The 19,051-nt window shown below is 70.1% G+C and carries 17 protein-coding genes, 1 tRNA gene and 1 pseudogene; 6 read left to right on the top strand and 13 right to left on the bottom strand.

The annotated features are described in order from the left end of the window. Positions 1-5: 5 nt before the first annotated feature. Together ACWD5Q_RS31515 and ACWD5Q_RS31510 are read right to left on the bottom strand one after the other, a co-directional pair. The gene (locus tag ACWD5Q_RS31515) at positions 6-896 is read right to left on the bottom strand and encodes a prohibitin family protein (protein ID WP_451430486.1); all 891 of its coding nucleotides are present in this window, start codon (positions 894-896) and stop codon (positions 6-8) included. Between the two features lie 277 nt (positions 897-1,173). Beyond that, positions 1,174-2,427, bottom strand: coding sequence for a cytochrome P450 family protein (locus ACWD5Q_RS31510; protein WP_451430485.1), 1,254 nt, complete (start codon positions 2,425-2,427; stop codon positions 1,174-1,176). 614 nt (positions 2,428-3,041) lie between these two features. Between ACWD5Q_RS31510 and ACWD5Q_RS31505 the strand changes: the two are divergent. Beyond that, positions 3,042-4,522: pseudogene (locus ACWD5Q_RS31505) on the top strand (catalase). 167 nt (positions 4,523-4,689) lie between these two features. Here ACWD5Q_RS31505 and ACWD5Q_RS31500 read toward each other — a convergent pair. The 10 genes from ACWD5Q_RS31500 to ACWD5Q_RS31455 all read right to left on the bottom strand — a co-directional run bounded on the left by ACWD5Q_RS31500 (position 4,690) and on the right by ACWD5Q_RS31455 (position 12,771). Further along, positions 4,690-4,763: transfer RNA gene (locus ACWD5Q_RS31500), tRNA-Pro, on the bottom strand. Between the two features lie 80 nt (positions 4,764-4,843). Further along, positions 4,844-5,227 (bottom strand): MmcQ/YjbR family DNA-binding protein, encoded by a 384-nt coding sequence (locus ACWD5Q_RS31495; protein ID WP_451430484.1) that lies wholly within the window; start codon positions 5,225-5,227, stop codon positions 4,844-4,846. Positions 5,228-5,328: 101 nt separating this feature from the next. After that, a complete protein-coding gene (locus ACWD5Q_RS31490; protein WP_451430483.1) occupies positions 5,329-6,234 on the bottom strand; it encodes a LysR family transcriptional regulator in 906 nt (301 codons plus the stop codon). Positions 6,235-6,265: 31 nt separating this feature from the next. Further along, positions 6,266-7,465, bottom strand: a complete 1,200-nt coding sequence (locus ACWD5Q_RS31485; protein ID WP_451430482.1) for a glycine C-acetyltransferase — start codon at positions 7,463-7,465, stop codon at positions 6,266-6,268. 46 nt (positions 7,466-7,511) lie between these two features. Next, positions 7,512-8,540, bottom strand: coding sequence for an L-threonine 3-dehydrogenase (tdh, locus tag ACWD5Q_RS31480; RefSeq protein ID WP_451430481.1), 1,029 nt, complete (start codon positions 8,538-8,540; stop codon positions 7,512-7,514). Between the two features lie 276 nt (positions 8,541-8,816). Then, on the bottom strand, positions 8,817-9,374 hold the full coding sequence (locus ACWD5Q_RS31475; RefSeq protein ID WP_451430480.1) for a GAF domain-containing protein: 558 nt from the start codon (positions 9,372-9,374) through the stop codon (positions 8,817-8,819). Beyond that, positions 9,371-9,973: a GTP-binding protein gene (locus ACWD5Q_RS31470; protein ID WP_451430479.1), complete on the bottom strand. Its 603-nt coding sequence runs from the start codon at positions 9,971-9,973 to the stop codon at positions 9,371-9,373. Before ACWD5Q_RS31470 ends, ACWD5Q_RS31475 begins: the two co-directional genes overlap by 4 nt. Continuing rightward, entirely contained in the window at positions 9,951-10,322 is a 372-nt protein-coding gene (locus tag ACWD5Q_RS31465) for a DUF742 domain-containing protein (RefSeq protein ID WP_451430499.1), read from the bottom strand. Before ACWD5Q_RS31465 ends, ACWD5Q_RS31470 begins: the two co-directional genes overlap by 23 nt. Positions 10,323-10,324: 2 nt before the next feature. Then, positions 10,325-10,759, bottom strand: a complete 435-nt coding sequence (locus tag ACWD5Q_RS31460; RefSeq protein WP_451430478.1) for a roadblock/LC7 domain-containing protein — start codon at positions 10,757-10,759, stop codon at positions 10,325-10,327. A 56-nt stretch (positions 10,760-10,815) separates the two neighbouring features. Further along, a complete protein-coding gene (locus ACWD5Q_RS31455) occupies positions 10,816-12,771 on the bottom strand; it encodes an ATP-binding protein (RefSeq protein ID WP_451430477.1) in 1,956 nt (651 codons plus the stop codon). A gap of 530 nt (positions 12,772-13,301) precedes the next feature. Between ACWD5Q_RS31455 and ACWD5Q_RS31450 the strand changes: the two genes are divergently transcribed. From ACWD5Q_RS31450 to ACWD5Q_RS31435, 4 genes are all read left to right on the top strand, one after another. Next, the gene (locus ACWD5Q_RS31450) at positions 13,302-13,760 is read left to right on the top strand and encodes a MarR family winged helix-turn-helix transcriptional regulator (RefSeq protein ID WP_451430476.1); all 459 of its coding nucleotides are present in this window, start codon (positions 13,302-13,304) and stop codon (positions 13,758-13,760) included. Between the two features lie 40 nt (positions 13,761-13,800). Further along, positions 13,801-15,528, top strand: coding sequence for an MFS transporter (locus ACWD5Q_RS31445; RefSeq protein ID WP_451430475.1), 1,728 nt, complete (start codon positions 13,801-13,803; stop codon positions 15,526-15,528). Between the two features lie 61 nt (positions 15,529-15,589). Beyond that, on the top strand, positions 15,590-15,736 hold the full coding sequence (locus tag ACWD5Q_RS31440; RefSeq protein ID WP_451430474.1) for a hypothetical protein: 147 nt from the start codon (positions 15,590-15,592) through the stop codon (positions 15,734-15,736). Between the two features lie 58 nt (positions 15,737-15,794). Beyond that, on the top strand, positions 15,795-16,493 hold the full coding sequence (locus tag ACWD5Q_RS31435; protein WP_451430473.1) for a hypothetical protein: 699 nt from the start codon (positions 15,795-15,797) through the stop codon (positions 16,491-16,493). A 79-nt stretch (positions 16,494-16,572) separates the two neighbouring features. Here the strand turns inward: ACWD5Q_RS31435 and ACWD5Q_RS31430 are convergent, their stop codons facing one another. Beyond that, positions 16,573-17,757 carry an MBL fold metallo-hydrolase gene (locus ACWD5Q_RS31430; RefSeq protein WP_451430472.1) on the bottom strand — a complete coding sequence of 395 codons (1,185 nt, stop codon included), beginning with the start codon at positions 17,755-17,757 and terminating at the stop codon, positions 16,573-16,575. A gap of 537 nt (positions 17,758-18,294) precedes the next feature. On the opposite strand from ACWD5Q_RS31430, the gene ACWD5Q_RS31425 reads away from it, so the two are divergent. Next, positions 18,295-18,915 (top strand): class I SAM-dependent methyltransferase, encoded by a 621-nt coding sequence (locus tag ACWD5Q_RS31425; RefSeq protein WP_451430471.1) that lies wholly within the window; start codon positions 18,295-18,297, stop codon positions 18,913-18,915. Positions 18,916-19,051: the final 136 nt, after the last annotated feature.

Here is a 19,051-nt window from a genome sequence, read left to right as displayed (position 1 = left end):
AGGCCCTACCGGTTCTTGCTGTTGTCCACGATGACCGGCGTGCCGCCCGAGTCCGTACCGCACGGCACCGCGTACACCGGGTTGTCCTTGGCGGCTTCCTTGTATGCCTCCAGGCACTGGTTGTACAGCACCTTGTCGTTCAGCGACCGCTCGATGATCTTGTTGGCGCGGGCGATGCCCTCCGCCTCGATCCGCTTGCGCTCCGACTCCGCCGTGGCCGTCCGCGCCGCCTCGACGGCCCGCTCGGTGGCCTGCTCCTGCTGGATCTTCTTGTCGATCTGGCTCTGCAGCTTGTCCGACGGCCTCACATTGCGCAGGTTGACGGCGGTGACGTCGATCCCGCGCGGCGCCAGGCGCGCCTTCACGAGGTCGGCGATCTCCGTGCCGATCTGCTCGCGGGCGGCGGCGTAGCCCTCCTCGCTGGTGTGCTTCGCGAAGACATTACGGATGATCTCGCGGCTGTCCGGCAGCACGAGCCGCTGCTGGATGCCCTCCTCGCTGCCCGCCAGTCGGTACAGCGCGACCGCCTTCGCCGGCGCAACGGCCCACTTGATGGTGACGTCCGCGTACAGCACCCCGCCCTGTGAGGAACGGACCTCGACCACGTCCTTGTCGTTGAGGTCGAGGTCCACCGGACGGGTGGAGAAGGACGTGACCTCGGTGAACGGCGATTTGAACTGGATACCGGAGGTCAACGGCGTGCCGACCTTACCGAAGGTCACCGGCACGCCGACCTCGTAGGCGCTCACGACGTGGACGCAGGAGAAGGTGCCGGCCAGCACACCCGCCACGGTGCTGAGCGCCGCCCCGAGCTTCCAGCCACCTGCGCTGCGGCCGCGGCCGACAAGGAAGAGCACGGCCGCCGCTATGAGCAGCAGAATGGACAGCACGAACATTGGTTCCCCCCTCGGAAACGGATACGCGCCGCCTCGGGCGCGACCGCAGCGCATCATAAGGGGCCTCGCGGTCCCCGGCCGCACGCGGCCCCTGCGGTTGTCCGGGGCGGCGCGAGCCACGTCGCCCGTCCCGCCGGCACCGTCCCGGCCCCATCGAGGCCACGCCGGCCAGGCAACTGACGGTCCGTCACATCAGTGCCTACGTCCGGATGGGAGCGCTCAATGCCCAGGGACAGACCTGGCGACCATCCTCGAGAAGCACACCCGAGTGTCCGGATCAAGCCGGAGCGGCAGGGCCCAAGCCGTCGGGCAGGAAACCGGGCGTGAACGTGACGGGCAGGCACTCGGGACCGCGCAGATCGCTTCGCCTCCACCGCAGCTCGTCCGGCGGCACGGCCAAGGCGAGACCGGGAAGGCGGTGCAGCGCGCTGCCGATGGCGACCTGACCCTCCAGCCGGGCCAACGGGGCGCCCAGGCAGTAGTGGATTCCGTGCCCGAACGCGAGGTGGGCGTTGTCCCGACGGGTGATGTCCAGACGATCGGGGTCCGGGAACCGCGCCGGATCCCGGTCGGCGATGGCGGAGGCCACCAGCACGGTGGCGCCGCGCGGGATCGTCACGCCCGCGATCTCGACGTTCTCCCGCGCGAAACGGACGATGCCCGGGTTCACCGGCCCGTCGTAGCGCAGGAACTCCTCGATCGCGTCCGGCAGCAGCGCCGGATCGTTCCGCAACAGCTGAAGCTGGTCGGGGTGGGCGAGCAGTGCGGCGATGCCGCCGCTGATCAGGTTGACCGTGGTGATGTATCCGGCCACCAGCAGGAGGAACGCCATGGCGATCAGCTCGTCCTCGTCCAGCCGCTGCTCCTCGTCCCGAGCGACGATCAGAACGCTGAGCAGGTCGTCTCCGGCGTCGGCTCGTTTGGCTTCCAGAAGCTTGGTCAGGTACGCGCGCATCTGCTGCCAGGCACCGTCGACCACGGTCGGGTCCGGCGGCTCGGGTCCCCGGCGGATCATGTCGTCGGTCCACCGCTGGAAGTCGTACCGGTCCGTCGTGGGCACCCCGAGCAGCTCGCTGATCACGGCGACCGGAAGCGGCAGCGCGAAGTCGGCTACGAGGTCCGCGCGGCCGGCCTGCACGATCGCGTCGAGCAGCCCGTCGGTGATGGCCTGGACGCGGGGCCGCAGCTCGGCCACCCGGCGCGCGGTGAACGCCTTCGAGACCAGGCGACGAAGGCGGGTGTGGTCGGGTGGGTCCGCCTGGAGCATGTTGCGCAGCATGGACTCGCGCTCCGTCGCAGGCAGCAGTTGGAGGAGCCTGGGGTCCGATCCGTCGCGGATATCACTGCTCAGCCGGGGGTCGCAGAGCGCGACGAGGCCGTCCTCGTAGCGCGTGACCAGCCAGGCCTCCAGGCCGCCGACGGTGACCGCGTACCGCACCGGGCCCTCCTCGCGCAGCTGTCGGTAGAACGGGAACGGGTTTGCCACGAAGGCCGGGTCGGCGTAGGGAAAAAGGAATGGCTGCTCGCTCATCGTCGTCTCCCGAATCACGTCGACATGCTTCACAGAACGTCTGGGTTCGCCACGGGTCCGGGGGCGGGCCGACACCCAAGGAACAGGCCTGCGAGCAGGCGGAAGACGTTCTTCCAGCCTCTGCGTCTTGTCCGACACCCCAACGAGACGACTACCGCGATACACCCGACAGCAATCGTTGATTTCCACCGGCCGACGTAACGTCTCCCGCCACCCCAGTCGTCCTGAGCTGACGGCTCACCCGGCTGGGGTGGCTGCGCGACAGGACAGGCGCTGACAATGGTGAAAGACTGCCTTTGAGCCAAGTGGATGATTTCGCGGCACTCGGATCCGTCACCGATGCGCACCCCGCGACCTGATGCCAAGTGCCGGATTCCGGATACCTTCACCGCCGACTGGCGACTTCAAGGACCGACCCGAGACGACATTTGGCACCGTCAACGCCGGTGTGCCGGCCCCCTTCATGCCCGGATTCCAGCGCATCGGCTTCGCCGAGACCATCCTGACCGACTCCTGACCACCTCCTGACCAGAGCAGCGGACGGAATTCACCCCACGTTTCGGCCAACTCATGGAAAAGCGAGGGGATACCGCCCAGGAGCAGAGGATGAAGAGATGAGCAATCAGCCCCCCGTCACGACCACGGATTCCGGTAGTCCCGTCGCCAGCGACGAGCATTCGCTCACCGTGGGCCCTGGCGGCCCCAATCTGCTGCAGGACACCTATCTGATCGAGAAGCTGGCTCACTTCGTGCGCGAGCGCGTCCCGGATCGCGTGTACCATGTCAAGGGCGGCGGCGCCTTCGGCTATTTCGAGGTGACTGCCGACGTTACCCGGTGGACCAAGGCCGCCTTTCTCAGCGAGGTCGGCAAGCGAACGCCGGTTCTCGCGCGCTTCTCGACGGTGGCCGGCGAAGAGGGCTATCCCGACACGGACCGCGACGTGCGCGGCTTCGCTCTCAAGTTCTACACCGAAGAGGGCAACTACGACCTCGTCGGCAACAACACGCCCGTCTTCTTCGTGCGCGACCCCATGAAGTTCCCTGACTTCATTCACTCACAGGAGCGTATGCCCGACAGCGGCCTGCGCAGCAACAACATGCAATGGGACTTCTGGACGCTCTCACCCGAATCGGCCCATCAGGTGGCCATCCTGATGAGCGACCGAGGTACACCGCGCACCTGGCGCCATATGAACGGCTATGGCAGCGACACGTACATGTGGGAGAACGCCGCGGGCAAGAAGTTCTGGGTCAAGTACACTTCAGGACCGAGCAGGGCATCCAGAACATGACCGATGCCGAGGCCAGGGCCATGTACGCCAAGGACCTCGACTGTCACCGACGGGACCTGAGGGACGCGATCGCACGCGAGGACTTCCCGTCCTGGCGCCTCGACATGCAGATCATGCCCTACGAGGATGCGGCCGACTACCGCTTCAACCCCTTCGACGTCACCAAGGTCTGGCCGCACGAGGACTACCCGCCGATCCCCGTCGGGCGCTTCGTACTCGACCGCAACCCCGAGAATTTCTTCGCCCAGATCGTGCAGGCCGGGTTCGACGTGGCGAACTTCGTCCCGGGCATCGGACCCAGCCCGGACCGGATGGTACTGGGGCGGATGTTCGCCTACGCCGACTCGAATCGCTATCGCACCGGCCCGAACTACGCGCAGCTTCCGGTCAACCAGGCACGCAACGAGGTGCACAACTACAACAAAGACGGCCCGATGCGCTACCGCCACAACGGGAACCAGCCGGTCTACGCCCCCAACAGCTACGGCGGTCCCAAGGCCGAACCGCAGCGCTACCGCGATCCGAGCTGGTTCGTCGAGGCCGCCGAGATCATGCGCACCGCCTACCAGGCGCGCAAGGACGACGACGACTTCATCCAGCCCGGCACGCTCTACCGCCAGGTGATGAAACCGACCGACAGGGATCATCTGGTCGACAACATCGTTGGGCACCTGAGCCAAGGAGTGGAGCGCTCCATCCAGGAACGCGCGATCAACGACTACTGGACGAAAGTCGACCCCGACCTCGGCGCGCGCGTCGCCCAGGGCCTGGGCCTGAAAACCTCGCAGCCGAGCGATGGGTAGCGGAGGCAATCCCCGATATCGCCCAAAAACAATCGCGACTGGCAGATGGGGGAGCACACGGGGGGAGTACACACAGGAGCGGAAGAGGACTCCCGGATTACTCCCACTCACACCTCAGGGGCCCTCCAAAGAGAGCCCCTGACCTGCGGAGGTATCCGACTTCACTGTCGGGACGACAGGATTTGAACCTGCGACCCCTTGACCCCCAGTCAAGTGCGCTACCAAGCTGCGCCACGTCCCGTTGCCCGTCTGACCTGGGGTTTCCCCTGGTTGGACGCGCACAGAAACAATACCGCACTTGGGACGGTGGTCGCGCACCCGTTAACGCGCCGTCCTCCCGTCCGGTCGCTCTCCGGCCGGCAGGCCCAGCTCCGGGTGGTGCTCCAGGAGCTGGGACGAGGCCGCCTGGCGCCAGGAGTCGGCAAGGACATCCCGCAGTTCCGTGTCGTCCTCCAGGGCGGCCAGGCGTACCCGGATCCAGGCGAACTGCGCCTCGTGCCCGGCGACCCAGAACTTCCCGGGCTCGGCGAGCACCAGCTCGTCCCGCTCCTCCTTGGGGCAGCGCACCGCCATGGAGGTCTCGTCCTCGGGCAATGTCGCGAACATCTTCCCCGCGACCCGGAACGTGGGCATGCTCCAGGCGGTCTTCTCCGTCGTCTCGGGCAGGGACAGGGCGATACGGCGTACGTCTTCGGCGTCCGGCATGTCCAGCACCGTAGCCAATGCCACTGACATTCGGTCCGCGCTCGCGGGGCAGAGCACCGCGCTCCGGGCCGGCACGGGTGACCCGCGCCGCTCCCGCCCTGTCAGTCCACCGCCGCGGCCTCTGTCAGCGCGTCCAGCACCGGGCGTATCAGCGGGTGCCCCTCCACGCCACGGCGCACGGCCGCGAAGACCCGGCGGGTGGGGGCGACCCCGTCGACCGGGCGGACGACCACGCCCGTGAGGTCCATTCCGCGCAGGGCGGAGCGGGGTACCAGGGCCACTCCCGCACCGGCCGAGGCGAGCGCCACGACCGCGCGGAAGTCGTCCGAGGAGTGCTCCAGGCGGGGCTGGAACCCGGCGTGCTCACAAGCCAGCACGACGACGTCGTGGCAGGGGTTGCCCGGGTACGGGCCGATCCACGGGTCCTTGGCCAGTTCGGCCAGCGGGACCTGGGGTGCGTCGGCGAGGCGGTGGGTGACCGGCACGACCGCGTCGAAGGGTTCGGCGTAGAGCGGGATGGGCGTGAGCCGGGGGTCGTCCGCGTCGGGCGCGCCCCGGTACTCCACGGCGACCGCGACGTCGGCCTGCCGGTCCAGGACCATCGGCAGGCTCTCGTCGCCCTCGGCGTCCTGGACCCGGACCCGGATGCCGGGCGCGGTGCGGGAGAGCCGCGCCAGCGCGGGGGCCACCACCAGACCGATGCCGGTGGCGAAGGAGGCAAGCGTCACCGTGCCCGCCGAGCCCGCGTTGTAGGCGGCCAGCTCGGCCTCGGCGCGCTCCAGCTGGGCGAAGACGGCGTGGGTGTGGCCGAGCAGGATCTCGCCGGCCGGGGTGAGTCGTACCCCCTTGGCGCTCCGCTCGACGAGCCGGTGGCCGGTCTCCTGTTCCAGCGCGGCGAGCTGCTGGGACACGGCGGAGGGGGTGAGGTAGAGCGCGGCGGCAGCGGCCGTGACCGTGCGGTGGTCGGCCACCGCACGGAGGATGTGCAGCCGCCGCGCTTCGATCATGTAAACGATTATCGCAAGATGTGCGGGCTGGTCAGCCCTCCAGCTCCGCCCGGGCCGCCACGAACGCGTCGACGGCGCGGTTGACGTCGTCCGCGGAGTGCGCGGCGGACAGCTGCACCCGGATACGCGCCTGGCCCTGCGGGACCACCGGGTAGGAGAAGCCGATGACGTACACGCCGCGCTCCAGCAGCAGCTCGGCCATGCGTCCGGCCTTCGTCGCGTCGCCGATCATCACCGGGGCGATCGCGTGGTCGCCCGGCAGGATGTCGAAGCCCTCTTCGGTCATCCGGCGCCGGAAGAGCGCGGTGTTCTCGGCCAGCTTCTCGCGCAGGTCGCCCGCCGTCTCCAGCAAATCGAGCACCTTGAGCGAGGCCGCCGCGATCACCGGGGCGAGCGTGTTCGAGAAGAGGTACGGCCGCGAGCGCTGACGCAGCAGGGCGACGATCTCGGCGCGGGCGGCGACATAGCCGCCGGAGGCGCCGCCGAGCGCCTTGCCGAGGGTGCCGGTGATGATGTCGACGCGGTCCATGACCCCGTGCAGCTCAGGGGTGCCGCGGCCGCCCGGGCCGACGAAGCCGACGGCGTGCGAGTCGTCGACCATGACCATGGCGTCGTACCGGTCGGCGAGGTCGCAGATCTCCCGCAGCGGGGCCACATAGCCGTCCATGGAGAACACGCCGTCGGTGACGACCAGCTTGCGTCGGGCACCACCCTCCGACGCCTCCTTCAGCTGCCGCTCCAGATCCGCCATGTCGCGGTTGGCGTAACGGAAGCGGCGCGCCTTGGACAGGCGGATGCCGTCGATGATCGAGGCGTGGTTGAGGGCGTCGGAGATGACCGCGTCCTCCGGGCCGAGGAGGGTCTCGAAGACACCGCCGTTGGCGTCGAAGCAGGAGGAGTACAGGATCGTGTCCTCCTGGCCCAGGAACGCGGACAGCCGCGCCTCCAGCTCCTTGTGCACCTCCTGCGTACCGCAGATGAACCGCACGGACGCCATGCCGTAGCCCCAGCGGTCCAGCGCCGCGTGGGCGGCGGCGATCACCTCGGGGTGGTCGGCGAGGCCGAGGTAGTTGTTGGCGCAGAAGTTGAGCACCTCACCGGGGCGGCCGCCCGCGATGACGTGCACGGTCGCGGACTGCGGGGTGTCGATCACACGCTCGGGCTTGTGCAGCCCGGCGGCGCGGATCTCGTCGAGGGTGGCGCGCAGGTCGTCGCGCACGGAGTCGAACATGGGGAAGCTCCTCGGAGTGCTTTCGCGGGAAGACGGGCGGGCAGGGCTACGCGGTCCAGTCCAGGATGATCTTGCCGCCCCGGCCACTCGCCGCGTCCTCGAACGCCGCCTCGTGGTCGCGGTAGCCGTAGCGGCCGGTGATCACGGGCGAGAGGTCGAGCCCGCCCTCGAGCAGGACCGACATCGCGTACCAGGTCTCGAACATCTCGCGGCCGTAGATGCCCTTGATCGTGATCATGGAGGTGACGATCCGGGCCCAGTCGACGGGGAACTCCTGGGACGGCAGTCCGAGCATGGCGATCCGGCCGCCGTGCGTCATGTTGGCGATCATGTCGCGCATCGCCTCGGGGCGGCCGGACATCTCCAGGCCGATGTCGAAGCCCTCGCGCAGGCCGAGTTCGCGCTGGCCGTCGGCGATCGTCGCGTCGGAGACGTTCAGCGCGAGGCTCACACCGATCTTGCGCGCCAGCTCCAGGCGCTCCTCGCTGACATCGGTCACGACGACGTTGCGTGCGCCCGCGTGCCGCGCCACGGCCGCGGCCATCAGGCCGATCGGGCCGGCACCGGTGATCAGGACGTCCTCGCCGACCAGCGGGAACGACAGGGCGGTGTGCACCGCGTTGCCGAACGGGTCGAAGATCGCCGCGATGTCGAGGTCCACCGGGACGCGGTGCACCCAGACGTTGCCGGCGGGCAGGGCCACATACTCGGCGAACGCGCCGTCGCGGCCGACCCCGAGGCCGACCGTCGCCCGGCACAGGTGGCGGCGCCCGGCCAGACAGTTGCGGCACTTCCCGCACACCAGATGGCCCTCGCCGCTGACCCGGTCGCCCACCGTGATGTCCGTGACGTCACGCCCGGTTTCGACGACCTCGCCGACGAACTCGTGGCCGACCACGAGCGGAGTGCGGATCGCCTGCTGCGCCCAGCCGTCCCAGGCCCGGATGTGCAGGTCGGTGCCGCAGATCCCGGTCCGCAGGACCTTGATCAGTACATCGCCGGACCCGATGGCGGGTTCCGGGACGTCCGCGAGCTGGAGCCCGGGCTCCGCCTTCTCCTTGACCAGCGCCTTCAACGCTACGGCTCCTGTGAGTGAGGTCCCGGTTCCAGGCACGCCGAAGGAGCCCGCACCGGGGAGAGGAGTGGAATCGCGTAGCAATCTGCCCTACGGCGACGCGCTGGTCCATCGAGGTTTTCTTAAGCGCCACCACAGCTTTCCTTCACGCCTCCTCCGTCACCCGCGGGTTCGCCTCCGTTCTTCGGACGCGCGACCGGCTCGGGATCGTGCCGGCCGCGGAGTCGGGGGCGCTGCGGGGCGCGCCACGGCAGGGCGGTCCCGGCTCACGCCGTCTCAGGTCGCGTCGCCCTCCCGTCGTGCGATCTCCTCCGTCAGCTCCGCGGCCAGCGCCTTGATGGTCTCCAGGCCCGCCCGGCCCCAGGGCCGCGGTTCCACGTCGGCGGCGCAGACCGTGCCGAGGGCGGAGCCCGTACGGTCCACGAGCGGCGCGCCGAGGTAGGCGCGGATGCCGATCTCGTCGACGACGGGATTGCCGGCGAAGCGCGGATAGTCGCGGACGTCCTCCAGGACGAGCGCCTTGCGCCGGACGACGACATGCGGGCAGAAGCCGTACTCGCGGCCCAGCCGGCGGGCCGGCGCGCCCGTGCCGTCCGGGGTGGTGACCGGGGTGAGCGGGCGGTCGTCGGGCTGGTGGAGTCCCGCGAAGAACTGCCGGTGCTCGTCGATGAAAGTGACCATCGCGTACGGTGCCGAGGTCAGTTCCGCCAGCCGGTACGCGAAGGCGTCGAACTCCGGTTCGGCGCGCTCGCCGAGGCCGAGCCGCCGCAGCCTGCGGACGCGCTCGGGAGCGTCGCGGTCCTCGGGGGTCAGCAGCAGTCGGCGCAGGGTCATGTGCGGGCTCCGCGCCTTGGGGCCGGTGCCGCCGGGGCGTGTGTGAGCAGGTGGCGGACGAGCGTGAGCAGGGTCTGCACCCCCGAACTGGAGATACGGACGTCGCAGCACACCACGGGGATCTCCGGGTCGAGGGCGAGGGCGGCGCGCACCTCCCGGGGGTCGTAGCGGTGGGCGCCGTCGAACTCGTTGAGGGCGACGATGAAGCCGAGTCCGCGCTGCTCGAAGAAGTCGATGGCGGCGAAACAGTCCTCCAGCCGGCGGGTGTCGGCGAGGATGACCGCTCCGAGCGCGCCTTCGGACAGTTCGTCCCACATGAACCAGAACCGTTCCTGTCCGGGTGTGCCGAAGAGGTACAGCACATGCTGCCGGTCGAGGGTGATGCGTCCGAAGTCCATCGCCACGGTCGTCTCGACCTTGTTCTCGATCCCGTCGAGGCTGTCGGTCACGGCGCCGACCGTGGTGAGCAGTTCCTCCGTGCTCAGCGGCGCGATCTCGCTCACCGCGCCCACGAAGGTCGTCTTGCCTACTCCGAACCCTCCCGCCACCAGGATCTTCAGCGCGGTGGGAAAGGGGTCAGAGCTGTCGTCGTAGTCCATCGAGCACTGCCTCCAGCAGAGACCGGTCAGTGGGGTTGTGGTGGAAGGCGGGGGGTCTCGTGGTGAGCGCCCCGCAGTCGACGAGGTCGGACAACAGCACCTTGGTGACCACCGCGGGCAGCCTCAGGTGCGCGGCCACCTCGGCGACCGAGACGGGGACCGCGCACCGGCCGAGCGCCTCGGCGTGCTCGGGGCCGAGCGTGCCGAGGGGGGTCGCGCCGGTGGCCATCACCTGGGAGAGCAGATCGAGGGCGGTGCTCGGCCGGGTGCGGCCGCTGCTGACCGTGTAGGGGCGGATCAGTCGTCCGGCCGCGTCGTCGAGCCAGGGGCCGTCACCGGCCGCGGTCACGCTCAAGGCCCGGTCACCGAGGGGTGCGCGGCGCTCCGGCGGGGCGCGGTGACCAGATGGGGCCGCACACTTTTGACGAGCATCGCCATCTCGTAGCCGAGGACGGCCGCGTCGGCCTCGTGGTCGGCGAGCACGGCGAGACAGGTGCCGGAACCGGCGGTGGTGACGAAGAGCAGGGTCGCGTCGAGTTCGACGACGACCTGCCGTACGTCGCCGCCGTCCCCGAAGCGGATGCCCGCGCTGCGACCGAGCGAGTAGAGGCCGGAGGCCAGGGCGGCCATATGGTCGGCGCTGTCCGTGTCGAGGCCGTGCACGGACTTCACCAGCCCGTCGCAGGAGAGCAGGACCGCGCTCTTGGTGTGGGGGACGCGCTGCACGAGGCCGCTCATCAGCCAGTCGAGGTCGGAAGCGTGGGCGGTCGGCACGTCGCTCGCCATGGTGGATCGACTCCTTGGGGTACGCGGGTCCGTGAGAGCGGGTGGGATGGGGGTGGTCATCCGGCGGATGATGAGGTCCCGTGGTGACGCGCCGTCAGGTCCTCATCGGGCGCACGCGGGAGGGCGGGCTCGGAGCGCGCGGCCGCCTCGGCGGGGTTCAGGTCCGACTGCTGGCGCGCCTCGGCGAGAGAGACGCCCCGCTGGAACGCGGCCATCAGACCCGGGTCGTGGCCGGCGAGTTGGTCGGCGTCCTGGCGGACGGGCGCGGTGGGGCCGCCACGGAGCTGGGGTGCGAGATGCTCCTGGGCTCGTCTGCGGGGCAGTTGGGGCTTGCCCATGGCGCCGCGCCCGGTGCCCGGCTGCGGCATCGGATGTCCGCCCGGCGTCGACACGGGTCCGCCCGGAGCCGACACGGGTCCGCCCGGAGCCGACACGGGTCCGCCGGTCGTCGACACTACGCCTTCGGCGGTCCCCGGGGTGGTCGGACGGTCACCGGGGCGGATGCGGGGCGGTGCCTCGGCTGGGGTGGGGCGCGAAGTGTCGGCGTCGCGTACGGACAGCGGTGGACGGGCCCGGTCGGCCGGGATCCGGTCCTCCCTCGGCTGCCGGGGTCCGAGCGGAAGGGGGTGCTCGGAGGCGCCGGACGAGGGGAGGCCGGCCCGGCTGTCCCACGGCGGCGGGGCCTGGGTGTGCGTGCCCGGGCCGTCCGCTTCCCGCAGGCTTGCCGCACCGGAGGTCGTGAGTGGTGTCCTCCCGATGCCCGCCCCCTGCACCGCGCCCGGCGCCATGGCCTCGGCCGTGCCGGAATCCGCCCCGAGCAGACCCTGCGGCACCACGATCACCGCTTGGACACCGCCGTAGATATTGCTCTGCAACCGCACATGGATGCCGTGCCGGCGGGCGAGTTGGGAGACCACGAACAGGCCGATGCGGCCGTCGGCCAGCAGTCCGGCGACGTTGACCTGGTCGGGGTTGGCGAGCAGGGCGTTCATCCTGCTCTGCTCGGCCGGCGGCATGCCGAGCCCGCGGTCCTCGACCTCCACGGCGAGCCCCGAGGTGACGAGGCCTGCCCGCAGCAACACCTGGGTGTGCGGCGGCGAGAACACCGTGGCGTTCTCGACGAGTTCGGCGAGCAGATGGATCACATCGGCGACGGCGTGCCCGCGCAGGGTGCCCTCGACCGGTGGCGCGAGTCTGATCCGCGTGTACTGCTCGACCTCGGCGGTCGCCGAGCGCAGCACCTCGGTCATGGGCACCGGGGTGCTCCACTGGCGGCGGGGGACGGCGCCGCCGAGCACCGCGAGGTTCTCGGCGTGACGCCGGACGCGGGTGGCGAGGTGGTCGACGTGGAAGAGGCCCTTGAGCAGGTCGGGGTCCTCGATCTCGTGCTCCAGCTCGTCGAGGATCGAGATCTCCCGGTGCACGAGGGACTGCAGACGCCGGGCGAGGTTGACGAACACCTCCAGCTTCTGTTCGCTGCCGGCCTGGCTGGAGAGCTTCGCGGCCTGCACGACCGCGGCGACGGCGCCGTCGTGGGCGCGTGCCAGTTCCGCGGCGAGCAGCTCGAAGTCGTCGGTGTCCGCGGCCCGTTCGCCGTGCGGTCCGCGGGCGGGTGGTGCCTCGCCGCGGCGCAGCGCCTCGACCATGTGGTGCAGGTCGGCCTCGCCCCGGGCACTGGCGCGGCGCAGCGCCTGGAGGCGGTCCCGCACGGACGCGGCGGTGCGCTCGGCGCCGACGGCGGCGATCACGATGCCCGCGAGGGTCACGGCAAGGGCGCCCGCGAGCACGGCCCCGAGGGTGATGGTGGGTCGCGCGCCGGTGGTGCGGACGGTGAAGAGCACGGCGGCACCGGCGCTGAGGGCCACCGCGACCGGCGGCAGGATCGCCAGACGCAGCAACTGGTGCCGTACGGGCGTCTCGGCCGGTGTGGGGGTGGGGTGGGCGGCCGGCCGGCCGTGCCGTCCACCCTCATGGCGGTCTGCGCGTGCGGCCGGTGCGCGGAGGTGAGACATCGGCGTCCTCGTCCTGGGTGCGTCGGGGCGTGGGGCTCCCGCGGGTCTGCGCGACTCGGGCCGTGCGGCATCGCGGCGTCGGTCGGGGAGAGCCGCGTCTCTCAGCTCTGCGTCGACTGACCGCAACTCAGAGTAGTTGCACTTCGGGCGGCCGTGGTGGGCTGTGGACAAAGTCCTCCGGAGAGCTTCCCGCTCTGGTATGAGGCCTCGTACGACAGACCGATAACCGCGCCACAGATACGTTCACAGACGCTAGAGACACGATCAGAGCTGGTCAGAAGCGGTCACAGGAAAGGGTGAGTACCGGAGAGCCCCCGCCCCCACCCCTCGCCCGCTCCGGACATCGGTCGAGTCGGAGGTCGGGCCGGAGGGAGAAGTCGACCCCCCAGAGCCCGCCCCGGACCTTCGGAACCCGCCGGGATTCCCCCGGAGAAGTCACGCGGCGTATCAAGGAACGCCGCCCGTCGCCCCGGACTACCCAACCCGCCAACCCTGTTGTTTCACCGTACATTTAGATGCATAATACGCTTATGCATAAGCCGGTTATGGACTCGGATGCACCCGAGGTCTCGTCCGAGGACCTGATCATCGCCGTGGAGCGGATGGTCCGCCATGTCCGCCGGAGCGCCACCACCGGCGGCCTGAGCACCGCGGCCTCGTCCGCCCTGGGCCGCCTGGGGCGGGAAGGTCCGCACCGGCTCACCGACCTGGCCCGGGCCGAGGGCGTCTCCCAGCCCAACATGACCCAGCTCGTCACCCGCTTGGAACGCGCGGGCCTCGTACGGCGCAGCGCTGACAGCAGCGACGGACGGGGCGTCCTGGTGGAGGTCACCGAGACCGGACTGGACGTCTTCCGGCAACGGCGCGCCGAGCGCGCACGGGCCTTGCAGGAGCTGGTCGATGAGCTGACCGAGCCGGAGCGGCGCGCGGTGAACATCGCGCTGCCTGCCCTCGCCCGCGCGATCCAAGACCGCCACGAGCGTTCCTGAACCATCCCACTCCCCGTCAACCTCCGGAGGACAAGCACACATGAGTGCTTCGCACGGAGGGGCCGCGAGCCCCTTCAAGCAGCCCAAGGCCGTCTGGGCGGTCGCGTTCGCCTGTGTCATCTCCTTCATGGGCATCGGCCTCGTCGACCCGATCCTGCCCGCCCTGGCCCAGAGCCTGCATGCCTCGCCCAGCCAGGTCTCCCTGCTGTTCAGCAGCTATCTCATCGTGACCGCGGTGGCGATGCTGATCGTCGGCTGGGTCTCCAGCCGCCTCGGCGCCAAGCGCACCCTCGTCACCGGCCTGGCGATCATCGTCGTCTTCGCCGCCCTGGCCGGCACCTCCGGCTCCATCAACGGGATCGTCGGCTTCCGCGCGGGCTGGGGCCTGGGCAACGCGCTGTTCATCGCCACCTCCCTGGCCGTCATCGTGGCCTCCGCCAGCGGCGGCTTCGGCGGCGCGATCATCCTCTACGAGACCGCGCTCGGACTCGGCATCGCCGTGGGCCCGCTGCTGGGCGGCGAGTTGGGCGCCATCAGCTGGCGGGGCCCCTTCTACGGCGTCGCCGTGCTGATGGCCATCGCGCTGATCGCGACCCTGGCCTTCGTCCCGTCCCTGCCCAAACCGCAGCGGCCCACCTCACCGATCGCCCCGCTCCGGGCGCTGCGCCACCGTGGCCTGCTGACCATGGGCATCATGGCCCTGCTGTACAACTGGGGCTTCTTCACGATGCTCGGCTACGCGCCCTACCCCATGAAGCTGAACGCCCATCAACTCGGCCTGGTCTTCACGGGATGGGGCCTGCTGGTGGCCGCGTTCAGCGTCTTCTTCGCCCCGCGCCTGCAGGCACGTTACGGCACCGCTCCCGTGCTCTATGCCAATCTGCTGGGCCTCAGCATCGTGATGGCCGTCATCGCCGCCGGCGTCAGCACCCCGGCGGTGGTCATCGTGGCGGTCATCGCCAGCGGCGCCTTCATCGGTATCAACAACACCCTCACCACCCAGGCCGTCATGCTGGTCTCCCCCGTCGAGCGCCCCGTGGCCTCCTCCGCCTACGGTTTCCTGCGCTTCATCGGCGGTGGTCTGGCCCCGTATGTCGCCGGCAAGCTGGCCGACGCCACCGACCTGAGCGTCCCCTTCTACCTAGGCGCCGGCACCTTCGTCCTGGCCATCCCCGTCCTGGCCAGCGGCCATCGACTGCTCCGCCAGGCCGAGCAGCACACCGGTGACGGACGGCCCGTGGCCCCCGCCTTCACCCCCGTCGGCACCCCGGTCGCGGCCGACACGCCTCCCGTCGTGGTCGCTGTCGGCGACCACGACAGGGCCGCCGTCATCGTCGACACCGCGGCCCGGCTCGCCCACGACACCGGCAGCCCCCTGGAGGTCGTCCACGTCCTGCGGACCGCCGTCGTCGAGGAACAGGCCGTCGACACCGAGGACTTCGACCAGGCCCGCACCGCCGTCACCGCCCATCTGGACCGGCTGGCCGCCCAGGGCATACCGGCCACCGGCCAGATCCTCGCCTCCGTCGGCGACCACGCCGCGGCGGGCCGCGCCCTCGCCCGGCACGCCGCCGAGATCCACGCAGCCACCGTCGCCGTCGGACGCTCGCCGCGCGGCCCGCTCGCCCAGTTCGCCGACGGCAGCTTCACGACCGCCCTCGCCCACGCCGCCGCCTGCACCGTGGTCCTCGTCGACCCGGACCACACCCCCCGCCCGCTGACCGCGTCGACCCTGGCGGAGCTGCGCAACAGTCCGCCTGAGGGCTGACCCGTCATCATCACCCCCAGGCGAACCGGGCGAGGACTCAACGGCCTTCCGAGGCGGAGGCGTGACGCGCCTTTGCCTGTACGGCGGGGATCAGGTCCGCGATCCGTTCGACGTGACCCTTGCCGAGCTGAAGCCGGAGGCGTTCCTGACGGCCGGCCAGGCGGCGTCCGAGGCGCTCTCCGCGGCTGCCGGGTCCATGTCCCCGTAAGCAGAACTGTGGCTTGCGCCACAGCGCGGAACGGTGTGCGCCTGATGGAGTGATCCGCATGACGGACGGAATCACCTGGCTCGCCGAACCGAAGTCGATCGACTGGGGCGGATACAGCGTTGTCATCGCCCTGGACCTCGCCGGAGAGGAGCTGGCGGCGCGTGTCGCCGCCAGCCGGCACGGCCGGGACAAGCAGTTGCCACGGTTCGTCGGGAGCCTGACCGGCTGGCAGGCCGATGACGTGATGACCGGCCTGTTCGGTGACACCCACCGGGCCATCGCCCTCCGCTACGGAGAGATCGACGAGTGGTCCTACGTCATCCAGCACGGCTTCTGGTACGGGGAGTTCGGTCCGGAGCCGCCCGTGTCGCGAGGCGGTGCCCATATCTACCGGCTGTGGTACGAGGAGGAGAACGGCAAGCCCGTCCCCCCGTACTTCTCCTACGAGCACGACGGCCGCACCGTGTGCACGTTCAACCTCCACCTCGACGGCTCCTGGGGATCCAGCAGGGTCGACGGCGACACGGAGTTCGCGTCCGCCCTCGAAGCGGAACTGACGGCCGCGGGACTGCCTTTCGAAGAACGTGAGCGGCACCGGGACGACCACCGCGCGGTGCACCGCACCTGTCTCGGCGTCATCGAACGGCACTTCGGCCTCACCCTGCCCCGCGAGGAGATCCTCCACAGCCCGCTGCCCACTCTGCTGATGAAGGCGAACGTCGCCCGGTGCCCCTTCTGCGGTACCCCGCAGTCCTGAGGGCCGCGCCCTGACGGCTCAACGCCCCGGCACCAGACAGGAACCCGGTGCCGAGACGTGCGCTGCGGCTCGCCCGCCCTCAGCCCTCCGCCACCAGGTCGAGGTCTTCGCGAGTCGCCGTCCGGGGCATCTCGGGGACCGGCCACTTGTGGTCCGGTACGTACCCCACACCGCGCCACCACGGCTCGGTGGGCAGGACTCCAGCAGGCTCGAACGGCTGGCCCGGAACGGGGAAAGCGACGGCCTGCCCGACAGCGTCAGCGGCAGCCTTCGTCCACTCACCGGGCTCCGCCCAGGCGTGCGGCGCCAGGTTGAAGGTGCCCCAGTGGATCGGCAGCATCACGCCGTGCGGCTGCCCACCCTGCAGATCGAGATGGGCGCGCATGCCCTCCTCGGGCGTCATGTGGATATCGGGCCAGAACTCGGAGTAGGCGCCGATCTGGATCATCGTGGCGTCGAACGGGCCATGGGCGGCGCCGATGTCCTTGAAGCCGTCGAAGTAGCCCGTGTCACCGCTGTGGTAGATGCGGTGCTCGTCGCCGGCCACGGACCACGACGCCCACAGTGTGTGCTGAGCGTTGCGCAGGCCGCGGCCGCAGAAGTGGCGGGCCGGCGTGGCGGTCAGGGTGATGCCGCCGACCTTGGTCGACTCGTGCCAGTCCAGCTCGCGCAGCCGGTCCGCGGACACGCCCCAGTGCTCGAGGTGGGCGCCGACGCCCAGGGGTATCGCGAACACGGTGTCCGTGCCGGCCAGGGCCTTGATGGTGGGCAGGTCGAGGTGGTCGTAGTGATCGTGGGAGATGACGACGACATCGACCGGCCCGAGCGCGGCGAGCGGCAGGGGCACCGGGTGCAGCCGCCGGGGGCCGGCGAAGTCGAAGGGTGAGCAGCGCTCGCCCCACACCGGGTCGAAGAGCACCCGGTGCCCGTCGATCTCGGCGAGCACGCTGGAGTGGCCCATCCAGGTCAGCCGCATCCCGCTCACCGGGGGCTTCGCCAGATCGGCGTACGTCGTCGGGTGCACCGGAACCGTGCCGCTCGGGGCCCGGCGGGCCCGGGACTCCTTGCGGAAGTAGACCTTCGCCAGCTCGAGGGAGGAGTTGCCGGACGGGCGGATCCGGGTGCCCGACGGGTTCACGAAGGCGCCGTCCGCGAAATGCGGCGATCTGCGGATGCGCGCCAGGCGCTCCCCGCTCGGATCCGCGCCGAAGGCGGTGGGCCGCAGGGCGCGGAGCCCGGAGCTCAGGGAACGGGAACCGGTCACGGGTCCTCCAGTGGAGTCGATAGGGGCTTCTATTATGGGCGGCCCCTCCGACATCGCCGGATCGGCCGTGCCGCAGCGCGATGTCCCCGGCTCTCACCGCGCTGTGCGGGCCGGCCTCCGCGGGGGCGCGCGGGCTGCGGCCGAGCCGGCGCACGTCCTGACCACGTGGGGCTACGGCCTCCCCCTTCGCTCCGGCCACGCCGAAGAGCCCTGCTCACGCGGCCCTGGCTCAGCAACAGACTGGGGGACGACACGCGACGGTACAAACCGAGTGGCATGGTGCGGTTGCCGTGCAAACGTGAGTGCCACGTCCCACCTGTCCCAACGGCCGCAACTGCGCGCCGGGCCGCCACCAGGCGCGCCTGACGGTCACGAAAGAGGGCTCGCTGACCCCACGCTGACCGTGTGCTCCACCATGGACGTGCGCTGGCGAAGGTACTGAGCTTGTTCTTCTTGACGTCGGCTCATCTTGCTGATCGACGAAGGCGTCGAGGTATTCGTTCGCCATGGTTGCGACCCATGGCTAGCCTCTCGAGCGTGGACATCACAGATCCCAAGGACGTGGTCCGGCGCGGGTACGACGCCGTCTCCTTGCGTTACGACGAGGCGTACGGCGCCGAGACGAAGTACCAGTCACTGCTGGTTGACCTCTGCCGCCGGATCCCGGCCGGTGGGACGGTGCTGGACCTGGGCTGCGGAAGCGGAGTTCCGGTCGCACGTACATTGACCGAGGTCGGCTACCAGGTCACCGGCGTCGACATCAGCGAGATGCAGATCCGCCGGGCCCGGGAGCGGGTACCGCAGGCAAAGTTCGTCCACGCCGATGCCACGGCTGTCTCCTTCGGCGCCGCGTCCTTCGACGCCGTTGTCTCCTTCTTTGCCCTGATCCATATTCCACTGGCCGAGCAGCCACCACTACTGCGGAAGATCGCTGGGTGGCTGCGCCCGGGAGGCTGCTTTGTGGCCACCACGGGACACGACGAGTGGACCGGAACCGAGGAGAACTGGCTCGGGGGCGGCGCCCCGATGTGGTGGAGCCATGCGGATGCTGCCACCAACCGTCAGTGGATCGAACAGGCCGGCTTGGCAGTCGAGCGCGAGGAGTTCATACCTGAAGCCGACGGCGGGCATGCCATGTTCTGGGCATGCCGCCTGTGACAGCTCAGCCTGCCTAACTGATCGTTTCAGAATGAGTTGAGCAACGCCGTTGCGTTTACCGATGTGAGCGGGGCGCAAGCCCCTTCTCCATGATCGCGATCTCGGTGTGGAAGGTGTAGGTCTGGGCGGTGGCGGG

It is taken from the genome of Streptomyces sp. NPDC002513 (genome assembly GCF_053595355.1).
The sequence above is the reverse complement of the archived record's forward strand: the minus strand, read 5'-3'. Positions and strand labels throughout refer to the sequence as shown.

What these genes read in the sequence shown, in the direction of transcription:
- ACWD5Q_RS31495 (WP_451430484.1), bottom strand. Translation starts at nt 5,227, where the DNA reads ATGCCGGACGCCGAAGACGTACGCCGTATCGCCCTGTCCCTGCCCGAG.
- ACWD5Q_RS31470 (WP_451430479.1), bottom strand. Translation starts at nt 9,973, where the DNA reads ATGGACTACGACGACAGCTCTGACCCCTTTCCCACCGCGCTGAAGATC.
- ACWD5Q_RS31485 (WP_451430482.1), bottom strand. Translation starts at nt 7,465, where the DNA reads ATGTTCGACTCCGTGCGCGACGACCTGCGCGCCACCCTCGACGAGATC.
- ACWD5Q_RS31475 (WP_451430480.1), bottom strand. Translation starts at nt 9,374, where the DNA reads ATGACCCTGCGCCGACTGCTGCTGACCCCCGAGGACCGCGACGCTCCC.
- ACWD5Q_RS31435 (WP_451430473.1), top strand. Translation starts at nt 15,795, where the DNA reads ATGACGGACGGAATCACCTGGCTCGCCGAACCGAAGTCGATCGACTGG.
- ACWD5Q_RS31445 (WP_451430475.1), top strand. Translation starts at nt 13,801, where the DNA reads ATGAGTGCTTCGCACGGAGGGGCCGCGAGCCCCTTCAAGCAGCCCAAG.
- ACWD5Q_RS31460 (WP_451430478.1), bottom strand. Translation starts at nt 10,759, where the DNA reads ATGGCGAGCGACGTGCCGACCGCCCACGCTTCCGACCTCGACTGGCTG.
- ACWD5Q_RS31515 (WP_451430486.1), bottom strand. Translation starts at nt 896, where the DNA reads ATGTTCGTGCTGTCCATTCTGCTGCTCATAGCGGCGGCCGTGCTCTTC.
- ACWD5Q_RS31510 (WP_451430485.1), bottom strand. Translation starts at nt 2,427, where the DNA reads ATGAGCGAGCAGCCATTCCTTTTTCCCTACGCCGACCCGGCCTTCGTG.
- ACWD5Q_RS31490 (WP_451430483.1), bottom strand. Translation starts at nt 6,234, where the DNA reads ATGATCGAAGCGCGGCGGCTGCACATCCTCCGTGCGGTGGCCGACCAC.
- ACWD5Q_RS31450 (WP_451430476.1), top strand. Translation starts at nt 13,302, where the DNA reads ATGCATAAGCCGGTTATGGACTCGGATGCACCCGAGGTCTCGTCCGAG.
- ACWD5Q_RS31455 (WP_451430477.1), bottom strand. Translation starts at nt 12,771, where the DNA reads ATGTCTCACCTCCGCGCACCGGCCGCACGCGCAGACCGCCATGAGGGT.